The 11,963-nt window shown below is 77.0% G+C and carries 11 protein-coding genes and 1 pseudogene; 8 read left to right on the top strand and 4 right to left on the bottom strand.

Annotated features, from left to right (window positions below):
- Positions 1 to 25 precede the first annotated feature (25 nt).
- From HLB09_RS20345 to HLB09_RS07435, 3 genes and pseudogenes are all read left to right on the top strand, one after another.
- A pseudogene (locus HLB09_RS20345) lies at positions 26 to 226 on the top strand (four-carbon acid sugar kinase family protein); the annotation flags it as partial.
- Between the two features lie 216 nt (positions 227 to 442).
- Entirely contained in the window at positions 443 to 1,492 is a 1,050-nt protein-coding gene (gene pdxA / locus HLB09_RS07440; protein WP_344552716.1) for a 4-hydroxythreonine-4-phosphate dehydrogenase PdxA, read from the top strand.
- A gap of 41 nt (positions 1,493 to 1,533) precedes the next feature.
- Complete coding sequence (locus HLB09_RS07435) at positions 1,534 to 2,544, top strand: GntR family transcriptional regulator (RefSeq protein WP_171202762.1); 1,011 nt, start codon at positions 1,534 to 1,536, stop codon at positions 2,542 to 2,544.
- A gap of 108 nt (positions 2,545 to 2,652) precedes the next feature.
- On the opposite strand, the gene HLB09_RS07430 is transcribed toward HLB09_RS07435, so the two are convergent.
- Both HLB09_RS07430 and HLB09_RS07425 read right to left on the bottom strand, forming a co-directional pair.
- The gene (locus HLB09_RS07430) at positions 2,653 to 4,290 is read right to left on the bottom strand and encodes an alpha-amylase family glycosyl hydrolase (RefSeq protein WP_171202761.1); all 1,638 of its coding nucleotides are present in this window, start codon (positions 4,288 to 4,290) and stop codon (positions 2,653 to 2,655) included.
- Positions 4,287 to 5,339 (bottom strand): TIGR03885 family FMN-dependent LLM class oxidoreductase, encoded by a 1,053-nt coding sequence (locus HLB09_RS07425; RefSeq protein WP_171202760.1) that lies wholly within the window; start codon positions 5,337 to 5,339, stop codon positions 4,287 to 4,289. The genes HLB09_RS07430 and HLB09_RS07425 overlap by 4 nt, the downstream gene beginning before the upstream one ends.
- Positions 5,340 to 5,427: 88 nt before the next feature.
- On the opposite strand from HLB09_RS07425, the gene HLB09_RS07420 reads away from it, so the two are divergent.
- Complete coding sequence (locus tag HLB09_RS07420; protein WP_171202759.1) at positions 5,428 to 6,093, top strand: GntR family transcriptional regulator; 666 nt, start codon at positions 5,428 to 5,430, stop codon at positions 6,091 to 6,093.
- Positions 6,090 to 7,430, top strand: a complete 1,341-nt coding sequence (locus tag HLB09_RS07415; RefSeq protein ID WP_171202758.1) for an MFS transporter — start codon at positions 6,090 to 6,092, stop codon at positions 7,428 to 7,430. The genes HLB09_RS07420 and HLB09_RS07415 overlap by 4 nt, the downstream gene beginning before the upstream one ends.
- Before the next feature lie 12 nt (positions 7,431 to 7,442).
- Here the strand turns inward: HLB09_RS07415 and HLB09_RS07410 are convergent, their stop codons facing one another.
- Positions 7,443 to 8,264, bottom strand: coding sequence for an ABC transporter permease subunit (locus tag HLB09_RS07410; RefSeq protein WP_171202757.1), 822 nt, complete (start codon positions 8,262 to 8,264; stop codon positions 7,443 to 7,445).
- Positions 8,261 to 9,241 carry an ABC transporter ATP-binding protein gene (locus HLB09_RS07405; protein WP_171202756.1) on the bottom strand — a complete coding sequence of 327 codons (981 nt, stop codon included), beginning with the start codon at positions 9,239 to 9,241 and terminating at the stop codon, positions 8,261 to 8,263. The genes HLB09_RS07410 and HLB09_RS07405 overlap by 4 nt, the downstream gene beginning before the upstream one ends.
- Before the next feature lie 369 nt (positions 9,242 to 9,610).
- Here HLB09_RS07405 and HLB09_RS07400 point away from each other — a divergent pair, with 369 nt between their 5' ends.
- From HLB09_RS07400 to HLB09_RS07390, 3 genes are all read left to right on the top strand, one after another.
- On the top strand, positions 9,611 to 10,399 hold the full coding sequence (locus HLB09_RS07400; protein ID WP_171202755.1) for a GAF domain-containing protein: 789 nt from the start codon (positions 9,611 to 9,613) through the stop codon (positions 10,397 to 10,399).
- An 83-nt stretch (positions 10,400 to 10,482) separates the two neighbouring features.
- Positions 10,483 to 11,208, top strand: a complete 726-nt coding sequence (locus HLB09_RS07395; protein ID WP_322790063.1) for a GAF and ANTAR domain-containing protein — start codon at positions 10,483 to 10,485, stop codon at positions 11,206 to 11,208.
- A gap of 159 nt (positions 11,209 to 11,367) precedes the next feature.
- On the top strand, positions 11,368 to 11,963 hold a 596-nt coding region (locus HLB09_RS07390), incomplete at its 3' end, for an STAS domain-containing protein (RefSeq protein WP_171202753.1).

The raw sequence follows: 11,963 nt of genomic DNA, 5'->3' as shown, positions 1-11,963 counted from the left end.
GTCCGCGCGCCGCAGCGCCGCCCGGGTGGCCACCGGCACCGCTGCCCTCCTCGAGCGGCTCCACGACCGCCTCCACGACCGGGTCCACGGCGGGGCGGGAGCCGCGGCCGTCGTCGCCGTCGGCGGGGACGGCGCCGCCGCGCTGCTCGAGCGCTGGGGATCCACGGGGCTCGAGGTGCGGGCGGCGCTCGCGGAGGGCGTGCCCGCCGGCGTCCTCGTCGGCGGCCGCGCCGCCGGGCTGCCCTTCGCCAGCAAGGCCGGCGGCTTCGGCGAGCCGGGCACGCTCGTCGAGGTCGTCGACCGCCTGCGCGGCGCGCGCCGCGGCGACGAGCCCGCCTCGACCGATCCCGCCGACCAGCAGCACACAGACCACCAGCACACAGACCACCAGCACGACGCCGCCCCCGAGCCCCGTTCGCGGCCCACCCCAGGAGGAGCCCCCATGGACGTCCCCGTCCTCGCCGTCACCATCGGCGACGTCGCCGGCATCGGCCCCGAGATCACCGCCAAGACGCTGCTCGGCCACGACGACCTGCGCGCCGAGTGCGTGCCCGTCGTGCTCGGCGACGCGGGCGTCATGCGCCGCGCGGTGCGCGACGTCGGCGGCGACCCGGACGCCGTCCGCGTGCTCGAGCGGCCGCGGGACGCGACGAACGCGCCCGGCGTCGTCGAGGTCGTGCAGGTCGGCGACCCCCTGCCGGAGGTCACCGTGGGTGAGCTGAGCCCCGTGGCCGGCGACGCGGCGTACCGCTTCGTCGTCGCGGCGTGCGACCTCGCGAAGGCCGGGGAGGTCGACGGCATCGTCACGGCGCCCCTCAACAAGGCCGCCATGCACGCCGGCGGGCACGCCTTCCCCGGCCACACCGAGCTGCTGGCCCACGAGTTCGGCGTCGAGGACTTCAGCCTCGTGCTGTCCGCCGGGGACCTCTACCTCTTCCACCTCACGACGCACGTCTCGCTGCGCCAGGCCATCGAGGACGTCACCCCCGAGCGCACCGACGCCGTCCTCACCCTCGTCGACGCCTTCAGCCGCGCCCTCGGGCGCCCGGGCGAGCGCATCGGCGTCGCCGGGCTCAACCCGCACGCGGGCGAGAACCGGATCTTCGGCGACGAGGACGCCGACGTCCTCGAGCCCGCCGTGCGCCGAGCGCAGGAGCGGGGCGTCAACGCCCACGGCCCGCTGCCCGCCGACGCCCTCATCCCCGCGGCGGTGAAGGGCCGGTGGGAGTTCGTCGTCGTCTGCTACCACGACCAGGGCCACGCGCCCTTCAAGGCGGTCTACGGCGACGACGGCGTCAACATCACCGTCGGCCTGCCGGTCGTCCGCGTGTCGGTCGACCACGGGACGGCCTTCGACATCGCCGGCCAGGGGATCGCCCGCGAGGCCAGCCTCGTCCTGTCCTGCCGTCGGGCCGCCGCCCTCGCCCCGGGCTGGGGCCACGTGCGCGACGCCGCCCAGGAGGTGCAGGAGCAGGAGGACGTCGCCTCCTGAGCCGCCGCGGCGCGCCCCGGCGGTCGCCTACCCTCCCGCGCGTGGACCACGAGGTGCGACAGCCGCTGCACGCCCGGGTGGCGGCGGCGCTGCGCGCGGAGGTCGACGACCACGCCGCCCCGCCGGGGACCCTGCTGCCGAGCGAGTCCGCGCTCACCGAGCGCTTCGGCGTCAGCCGCTCGGTGGTCCGCCAGGCGCTCGCCGCGCTGGAGGGCGAGGGGCGGGTGCGGCGCGAGAAGGGCCGCGGCACCGTCGTCGTCGACCGCGCTGACCACCGCCGCCTCGTGCAGCGCGCCGGCGGCCTGCACGACCAGCTGGCCACCGGCGGCGCGGTCGTGACGACCCACGTCCTGGAGGCCGTCGTCGAGCCGGCGCCCGAGGTGGCCCGCTGGCTCGGCGCCGACGAGGTGCTGCGGCTGGAGCGCGTCCGCAGCGTCGACGGCCGTGCGGTGGCCCGCATCCGCACCCACCTGCCCCTGCCGCTGCTGGCCGGGCTGCGCGCCGAGGACCTCGAGGACGCCTCGCTGCACGCCGCGATGGAGGCCCTCGTCGGCGTCCGGCCGCGGCGCGGCTCGCGGCAGGTCCGCGCCGTCGCCGCCGACGAGGGCCTCGCCGCCCAGCTCGGGGTGCGCGCCGGCGACCCGCTGCTCCTGCTCGAGGGGCGCGGCGCCGCCGACGACGGCACGCCGCTCGAGGTCTTCGCCACCTGGCACCGCGGCGACGCCGTCTCCTTCGAGCTCGACGTCGACGACGTGCGGGCACGCCCGCTCGCCGCGGCGGACGCCGGCCACGGCCACGCCTCGGGCTCGGCCAGCACGGCGTCGTCCACGACGACGACGTCGCCCGAGGGTCGGGCCGTCGACGCGCAAGGGCTCCTCGCCGACCTCGACGACGTCCGTGACCGCCTGGCGGTGCTCCTCGCCCGGTCCGGCCCCGCGACGGGTCCGTCGGACGACGACCTCATGTCCCGGATCGAGCGGCGAGTCGAGGCGAGCGGGGTCGCGATCTCCGTCGACGAGCTGCTCGCCGCCCGCGACCAGGAGCGCCGATGACCCTGGCCCTCCCCTCCGTCTCAGCCGATGACCCGCCCGGACGGACCTGTTCGTCGCCCGTGACCGAGCACGGTCCCGTCCGACGAACAGGCCCGCCCGGCGCGATGCTCAGCCCGCGTCGCCGTACCAGCGGTAGCCGTAGCGCGGCAGCGTGACCGCGAGCCCGTCGGCGGGCACGTCCACCGGGTCGCCGGAGAAGAGCTCGACGACGTCGTCGCCGAGGACGTCGCCCGGCAGGCGCACCTCGACCTCCGCGTCGGACAGGTTGTGCACGGCGACCGTCGTCCGCCCGTCCCAGCGGCAGGCGTGGGCGAGGACGCGCTCGTCACCGACGTCGAGCAGCTCGAGCGACCCGGCGCCGAGCTCGGGGCGGTCGCGGTAGCGCGCCACGAGGCGCCGCACCGCGTGGAGCAGCGACCCCGCGTCGGCCTCCTGCGCCGCGACGCCCGTCGGCGCGTCGCGGCCCCAGTCCAGGGGCGTGCGGACGGCGACGCGGCCGGGCACCGAGAGGTCCTCGCGCTGGCCGACCTCCTCGCCGTAGTAGAGGACGGGCACGCCGGGCACCGAGAAGACGAGCGCGTAGACCATCTCGAGGCGCTCCTGGTCGCCGTCGAGCATGGTGGGCAGCCGCAGGCGCAGGCCGCGCCCGAACAGCTGCTGGTCCTCCCGCGGCCCGAAGGCGGCGAGCACCTCGCCGCGCTCGTCCTCGCTCAGCTGGTCGAGGGTCAGCTCGTCGTGGTTGCGCGCGAAGACGCCGAAGGACTTGCCCTCGGGCAGCTCGGGCCGGGAGGCGAGCGTGCGGCGCAGCGGCTCGCTCGTCCCGCGGGCGAGCGCCAGGTACATCGACTGGTTGAGCGTGAAGTCGAAGTTGATCGTCATGCGGTCGCCGAGGTCGCCGAAGAACTCCTGCTGCTGCGCGTACGGCAGGTTGACCTCCCCGAGCATGAGGGCCTCGCTGCTGCGGCGGGCGAGGAAGGCGCGCATGACGTCGAGCATCCGCATCGACTCGGCCATGTGGTCCTCGTGCTCGCCGCCCTGGCCGGCGTCGTCGACGCCCTCCCCGTCGGGCGCGCCCTCGTCGTCGGCGTCGCCCGTGCGGCTCGCCGTCTCGACGAAGAAGGGCACGGCGTCGACGCGGAAGCCCGCGACGCCGAGCTGGAGCCAGAAGCCCATGATGCGGAGGATCTCCTCGCGCACGTCCTCGTTCGAGGTGTTGAGGTCGGGCTGCGAGGAGTAGAAGCGGTGGCGGTAGTGCTGCCCGGCCTCCTCGTCGTAGGACCAGATGGAGTCCTCCGCGTCGGGGAAGACGTTCTGCGCGTCGGCGTCCGCCGGGTCCGGCTCGTCGCGCCACACGTACCAGTCGCGGTAGCGGGACTCCTTCGACGACCGGGCGTCCTGGAACCACGGGTGGTCCGCGGAGGTGTGGTTGACCACGAGGTCGACGAGCACGCGCATCCCGCGCTCGCGGCAGGCGCGCACCACCTCGACGAAGTCCCCGAGGCTGCCGGTCTGCGGGTCGACGGCGTAGTAGTCGGTGATGTCGTAGCCGTCGTCGCCCTCGGGCGAGGGGTAGAAGGGCTGCAGCCACACGAAGCCGACGCCGAGGCGCGACAGGTGGTCGAGGTGCCGGCCGAGGCCGACGAGGTCGCCGTGCCCGTCGCCGCTGGAGTCGGCGAAGCGCTCGACGTCGAGGCAGTACCCGACGCTCGTCGTCCACCAGTGGTCGGCGGTCGTCGTGAGCCTCATGCCGACGCCCCCTGCGGCGCGCGGGCGGCGAGCGCCTCCGCCGTCGTGCCCGCGCCCGTGGTGCCGACGAGCGGCTCGGGCGCCGTGACGTCGAGCTGGGGCAGCACGTGCTGCCCGGCGGCGTCGAGCCAGGCCTCCTGGTCCTGCCCCACGTGGTGGAGGTAGAGGCGGTCGAAGCCGAGGCCCGCCATCTCGGCCAGGCGCTCGGCGAGGCGGCCGAGGTCGTGCTCGACGACGACCGGGCCGTCGACGCCGGGCGGCTGCACCTGCCGGCCGACGTCGTCGAACTGCTCGGGCACCGCCAGCTCGGAGAGCACGTGGGAGGCGAAGACGTTGGTGCGCCACTGGTCGTGGGCGACGGCGAGGGCCTCGTCGCGCGTGGGCGCCCAGGCCACGTGCACCTGCAGGCAGGCCGGTCCGCGGCCCCCGGCGTCGCGGTAGGCGCCGAGCACCTCGCGCAGGACGTCGTCGGAGGAGTTGACGGTGATGAGGCCGTCGGCCCACGTGCCCGCCCACGCGGCGGTGCGGGGGGTGATGGCCGCGGCCAGCAGCGCCGGAGCCGCCTCGGCGGGCGGGCGGCTCCACACCCGCGCCCGGTCGACGACGACGCGCCCGCGGTGGGTGACCTCCTCGCCGGCGAGCAGGCGCCGCACGACGTCGACCGTCTCGGCGAGCCGGGCGTCGCGCTCCTCCTTGTGCGGCCAGTCGGTGCCGGTGACGTGCTCGTTCATCAGCTGCCCGGTGCCGAGGGCCGCCCAGAAGCGCTGCGGGAACATCTCGGCGAGCGTCGCGACCATCTGCGCGCTGATCGCCGGGTGGTAGCGCTGCCCCGGCGCGTGCACGACGCCGAAGGTCAGGCGCGTGCTGGCCAGCGCGGCGCCGAGCCAGCTCCAGGCGAAGCCCGACTGGCCCTGGGTCGTGCTCCAGGGGGTGATGTGGTCGGAGCACATCGCCGCGCTGAAGCCGACCTCCTCGGCGCGCACGACGTCGCGCAGCAGGCGGCTCGGCGGGATCTGCTCGTGGGAGGCGTGGAAGCCGACGACGGTCACGGGCGCGAAGGGTAGGGGCGCGGGGCCGGTCCCGCTCCGTGGGACGCCGGGCCGTCGCCCGGCCGGGGCGCGGCACCATAGATGCATCATGCGTCCCAGCCCTGCCCCGACCGTCCGCGCGAGCGCCGAGCCCGCCTCCTCCCGCGTCTACGCCCACCTCAAGGCGGGCATCCTCGACCGCACGTACCCGGGCGGCTCCCTCGTGACGGAGGGCGAGGTCGCCGAGCGCACCGGCGTCAGCCGCACCCCCGTGCGCGAGGCCCTCCTGCAGCTGCAGGCGGAGCGGCTCGTGCAGCTCTTCCCCAAGCGCGGCGCGCTCGTCCTGGCCGTCAGCGACGTCGAGGCCCGCGACGTCCTCGAGGCGCGCGAGCTCGTCGAGCGGTGGGCGGCCCCGCGGGCGGTCGAGCAGCGCGAGCGGCTCCTGCCCGTGCTGGACGCCCACCTGGCCGCCATGGTCGGGGCTCGCGACGACGGCGACGCACCGGCGCTCGTCGAGGCCGACCGCGCCTTCCACGAGGCCGTCGTCGACGCCGCGGGCAACGCCGTCCTCTCGCGCCTGTACGCCTCGCTGCGCGACCGGCAGCTCTGCATGGGCGTCGCGAGCATGGACATGGGCCCTGCCCGCCGGGACCGGGCCGTCCGCGAGCACACCGGGCTGCGCGACGCGCTGGCCGCGGGCGACGGCGAGGCCTTCGCCCGCCTGTCGGCCGAGCACGTGCGCGGGGCGGGCGACGTGCTGCGGGGGTCGCGATGACGGGAGCGGTCAGCACCCCGGCGCCGCCGCGGCTGCGCCGCACCCGGGCGCGCGCCTACCTCGTGTGGGGCGTCGGCGTCCTCGCCTACGTCGTCGCCGTCTTCAACCGCACCTCGCTCGGGGTCGCGGGACCGACGGCGCTCGAGCGGTTCTCCACCGGCACGGCGGTCCTGTCGGTCTTCGCCGTCGTCCAGCTCGTCGTCTACGCGGCGATGCAGGTGCCGGTCGGGGTGCTCGTCGACCGCTTCGGCACCAAGCGCCTGCTCGTCGCCGGTGCCGTGGCGATGGTGGCGGGCCAGAGCGTGCTGGCGGTCGTCACCGACGTGCCGGGCGCCTTCGTCGGCCGCGTGCTCGTCGGGCTCGGGGACGCCGTCACCTTCATCAGCGTCCTGCGCCTCGTGCCCGCCTGGTTCGCGGCCCGGCAGGTGCCGGTGCTCACCCAGCTGACCGGGCTGCTCGGCCAGCTGGGGCAGGTGCTCTCGGCCATCCCGCTCGCGGCCGTCCTCGCGGGCCCCGGCTGGTCGGTCGCCTTCGGCGGCGCGGCGGCCGTGGGCGCGCTCGTCGCCGTGCTCGTCCTCGCCGTCCTGCGCGACGCGCCGCCCGACGCCGTCGTCGTCCGTCGCCGGCGGTCGGCCTCCGAGGTGCGCGGCGACCTCGCCGGCGCCTGGCGCGAGCCGGGCACGCGCCTGGGCTTCTGGTGCCACTTCACCTCGCAGTTCTCCGGCATGGTCTTCGCCCTGCTGTGGGGCTACCCCTTCCTCACCCAGGGCCTCGACCTGGCGCCGGTGACGGCCGGCTCCCTGCTCACGCTGCTCGTCGCGGGCGGCGTCGCGGCCGGGCCGGTGGTCGGCCGGCTCACCGCGCTGCACCCGCTGCGGCGCTCGTCGCTCGTGCTCGGGATCGTCACGACGACGGCGGTCGCCTGGGCCGTGGTGCTGGCCTGGCCCGGCGGCCCGCCGCTGCTCGTCGTCGCGCTGCTCGTGCTCGTGCTGTCCGTGAACGGCCCCGGGTCGATGGTCGGCTTCGACTTCGCGCGCACGGAGAACCCGCCCGACCGGCTGGGCACAGCGACCGGCGTCGTCAACACCGGCGGCTTCACGGCCTCGCTGCTCACCATCCTCGGGATCGGCGTGGCGCTCGACCTGCTCGCCGGGGCGGCGACGCCGGACCTCGGCGACTTCCGCGCGGCCCTCGCCCTGCAGTACTTCGTCTGGGGCGCGGGCGTCGTCATGGTCCTGCGGACGCGGCGCGTCGCGCGGCGCGAGCTCGCCGCGCGCGGCGTCGACGTGCTGCCGCTGCGGCAGGTGTGGGGCAGCCGCCCGCTCTGGCGGGCCTGAGCCGAGCGGCCCTCAGACGTCGCGCGAGCGCAGCAGCGCGACGGCCGCGCCGCCGAGGACGGCGATCCACGCCGCCATGACGAGCAGGCCGGTCCACGGCCCCAGCGGGTCCCCGGTCGGCGCCACCTGCGTGACGACGGCGCCGGCCTGGCCGGGCAGGAAGGGGACCACGCGGCCGAACGCCTCGACGCCGGTGGCGAAGCCCGCGACCTGCAGGACGCCGGGCAGCACGAGCAGCAGGCCGAGGACGACGGCGACGGCGCCCGCGGCGCTGCGCAGCAGGGCCCCGACGGCCAGGGCCAGCAGCGCCACCCCCGCGAGCCGCAGGCCGGAGCCGAGGACGACCCGCCAGGCGGTCGCCGTGGCCAGCGACGGGGCGGCGTCGCCGTAGAGCGGCAGCGTCACCACCCACGCCAGGAGGACGCCGACGACGCCGACCAGGGCCGCGAGGACGGCGAGGACGACGCCCTTGGCGAGCAGGACGGGCGTGCGCCGCGGGACGGCGGTCATGGTGGCGCGCACCATGCCGGAGGAGTACTCGTTCGTCACGGCCAGGACGCCGAGGACCCCGAGCGTGATCACCGCGACCTCGGTGCCCGCGGTGAGGGCGCCGACGTCGGGCCCGAGGGCACCGGCCAGGGACGCGGGGTCGGCGGCGTAGAGGGCCGCGGGGAGGAGCGGGACGGCCACCACGGCGAGCAGCGTCAGGGCCAGGACCCACCACGTGGACCGCAGCGTGAGGAGCTTGATGCGCTCCGAGCGCACCACGCGCCCGAAGGTGACCGCGCGGCCGCCGCGCGGCTCGGCGGGGCGGGCGGACGTCGCGGCGCTCATGCGCGGGCCTCCTCGTCGGGGCGCCCGGGGCCGGCGGGCCGCGGACCTGAGCCGTGGGGACCGGCGGGCGGGGACGGGCTCGTGGCGTACTCGACGGCGTCGGCCGTCAGGGTCATGAAGGCGTCCTCGAGCGAGGACTGCTGCGGGGTCAGCTCGTGGACGGCGATGCCGGCGCCCGCCGCGAGGTCGCCGACGGCGGCCGCGTCCGGGCCCCGGACGACGAGGGCCCCGTCGTCGCGGCGCTCCAGCCGCGCCCCCGACCGCTCCAGGAGGGAGCCCAGCTCGCCGGCCCGCGGGCTGCGGACGAGGACGCTCGCGCCGCCGACGCCGCCCACGACGTCGCGCACCGGGCCCTGCGCGACGACGCGCCCCCGGCCGATGACGACGAGGTCGTCGGCCGTGATGGCCATCTCGCTCATGAGGTGGGAGGAGATGAAGACGGTGCGGCCCTCGTCGGCCAGGTGCCGCACGGTCTGCCGCACCCAGCGGACGCCCTCCGGGTCGAGGCCGTTGACGGGCTCGTCGAGCACGAGGACGCGCGGGTCGCCCAGCAGGGCCGCGGCGATGCCGAGGCGCTGGCCCATCCCGAGCGAGAAGCCGCCGACCCGGCGGCGCGCGACGGCGGACAGGCCGGTCATCGCGACGACCTCGTCGACGCGGGCGTCGCCGATGCCGTGCGTGGCGGCGAGGGCGCGCAGGTGGCTGCGGGCGCTGCGGCCCGGGTGCACGGCGCGCGCCTCGAGGAGGGCGCCCACCTCCTGCAGCGGGGCGGGGGAGTCGGCGTAGGCGCGGCCGTCCACGGTGACGCGGCCGGACGTCGGGCGGTCGAGCCCGACGACCATCCGCATGGTCGTCGACTTGCCCGCTCCGTTGGGGCCGAGGAAGCCCGTCACACGGCCGGGCTCGACGGTGAAGCTGACGTCGTCCACCGCCGTCCGGCCCCCGTAGCGCTTGGTCAGGTGCTCGGCGACGATCACGCGACGTCCCCCCGGTGTCCCATGGCCGCGACGCTAGGAGCGTCGGTCAGAGCGCTGACGAAGGCGCGCCCCGTCGGCGCGTCGCCGACGCGACCGGCTCAGGAGGCGGCGGTGCCCACGACGCCGAGGAGCCCGGCGCCCGGCGCCACGACGAGGAGCTCGCGGAGCCCCGCCGCTGCCGGGCGGCCCCGGGAGGTGATGCGGCGCTGTCGGTGCGGACGCGCGCACCCGAGCCCGGACCGCGGGAGCGCGGCGGCTCGATGCAGGGGGCCGGACGGGAGCACGACCACCCGGGCGGGCGGGGTCGCACGGCGCGAGCGGCTGCCCGCGGCCTGCGATAGTGGAGGCTCCTGCGGTGCAGCCAGCAGCGTGGAGCGGGCGCCGGACGTCGTCGACGGCTGGAGCCGCCCGCTGCAGGCCGAGCGACCGACGGGAGGGTCCGGCATGGCGCCGTCGCGCACGCGCGAGATCCTCACCCTCATCAGCGACCCCGACGCGGACCCCGGTGCCCTGGCCCAGCGCCTCGTCGAGCTCTGCACCGCGTCCCTCCCCGTGACGGGCGCGGGCCTGGTCGTCATGACGGACGCGGGCCCCGCCGGGACCGTCGCCGTCTCCGACGGCGCGGCGCGGACCCTCGAGGACCTCCAGTTCACCCTGGGGGAAGGGCCGTGCGTCGCGTCCTCGGGCAGCGGGCGGCCCGTCCTCGTCGCCAACCTCGCCGCCGCCGGCCCCGCCCGGTGGCCCGCCTTCACGGAGGGGGCCCTCGCCGCCGGGGTGCGCGCCGTCTTCGCCCTGCCGCTGCGGGTGGGCGGCATCCGCCTCGGGGTGCTCGACCTCTACCGGGCGGAGGTCGGCCTGCTCGGGCCGCTCGAGCTCGCCGAGGCCCTGGCCTTCGCGGACGCCGCCACGACGGTGCTCCTGCACCTGCAGTCCCGCCCGCCGGAGGGCGGCGACCCGCTCGCGCCCTCGACGGTCCCCGTCCTCGACGACCGCGCCGAGGTCCACCAGGCGACCGGCATGGTGTCGGTCCAGGCCGACGTGCCGCTCGCGACGGCGCTGCTGCTGCTGCGCGCCCGGGCCTTCGCGACCGGTCGGCCCGTCGCGGACCTCGCCCGCGACGTGCTCGCGGGCGCCGTCCGCTTCGACGGTGGGGCATGATCGACCGCGGGTGCCCACCGGCACCGGGCGCAGGCCGACCGCACCGCGGTGCCGACGCCGCCGCCCGGCTGAGGAGGACCGACGTGGACGGAGCGCCCCGACGGCTCGCCGAGGTGTTCGTCGAGCTGGCGGACACCCTCGTGGACGACTTCGACGTCGTCGACTTCCTCCAGGTGCTCACCGAGCGCTCGGTGGAGCTGCTGCACGCCGACGCGGCCGGGCTCATGCTCGCCGACCAGCGCGGCGGCCTGCGGCTCATGACGTCGACGACGCCGCGGGCCCGATCGCTGGAGATCTTCGAGGTCCAGTCGCTCGAGGGGCCGTGCCTCGACTGCTTCGCCACCGGGGTGCCCGTCGTCAACGTCGACCTCGCCACCGCGGGCGGCCGGTGGCCGCGCTTCGCCGCCGCCGCGGCCGAGCACGGCTACGGGGCCGCCCACGCGCTGCCCCTGCGGCTGCGCAAGGAGGTTATCGGCGCGATCAACCTCTTCAGCGACGCCGCGGTGCGCCTCGACGACGAGGACCTGGCCGTGGGGCAGTCGATGGCCGACATCGCGACGATCGGCCTGCTGCAGGAGCGCTCGCTGCGGGAGAAGTCGGCCCTGTCTGAGCAGCTCCAGACCGCCCTCAGCAGCCGCGTCCTCGTCGAGCAGGCCAAGGGCGTCCTCGCCGAGCGCGCGGGCGTCGGCGTCGACGAGGCCTTCACGCGCCTGCGCACGCGGGCGCGCCGACGCGGCGAGGCGCTGAGCGACGTCGCCGCCGCCGTCGTCCGCGGCGAGCTGGACGTCGAGGACCTCAGCGACCACTAGCCGCCGTCCCCACGGACGCCTTTGGGCGGGTTCCGGTCGATCGTCCCCTCACCGGCCCGGGTGGTGGCACCATCGGCCCGTCCGCCGGGTGAGTCCCGGCGGTCGTCGCCCCAGACCCCGGCGGCGCGCTCTCGGGCGCCCCCTCGGCCGGAGCGCGCCATGAACCACCCGAAGGTCCCTCCCGTGCACCGCGGAGCGGTCGTCATCAGCGGCGACCTCGACGAGGACTCCGCCGACGACGTGCGTCGGCGGCTGACCGCGGGGCTGCGCGCGTCCCCCGACGACGACGTCGTCGTCGACCTGTCGCGCGTGGCCTTCGTCGACTGCGCGGGCCTGGGCGTCCTGCTCGCGGTGCACGACCGCCTCCGGGTCCGGGACCCGGCGCCCCTCGTGCGCCACCTCCTGGCGGCCACCGGCACCGGCGGTCTCCTGCGCGGCGAGGCCGTGCCGGAGGACCCCCTCTGGTCGGACCCGCTGGTCACGTCCACGGTCGGCGCGGTCGAGCACCTGCGCGCGCGCTGGCCGGGCAGCGCCTGGTGGGTGGTGCGGGGCTCGGGGGACGCGTCGGACGTCGTGGCCGCGGCGGGGTCCCTCCCGCCGCGGCTGGTGCCGCCCTGGCCGGGACCGCCCGCCCCGACGGTGGTCGAGGTCGCCCTGGTCGTCGCCGGCGAGCCCTCGGCCCTGCTCGTGGGCACGGGGGGAGGCGTGGGCGAGGACGACGGCGCCCGGGCGAGCGCGCACCTCATCGGCGGCCT

The organism is Pseudokineococcus marinus (assembly GCF_013004605.1).
Lineage (GTDB): Bacteria > Actinomycetota > Actinomycetes > Actinomycetales > Quadrisphaeraceae > Pseudokineococcus > Pseudokineococcus marinus.
Note: the sequence above shows the minus strand (reverse complement) of the source record. Positions and strands in the feature narration are given on the sequence as shown.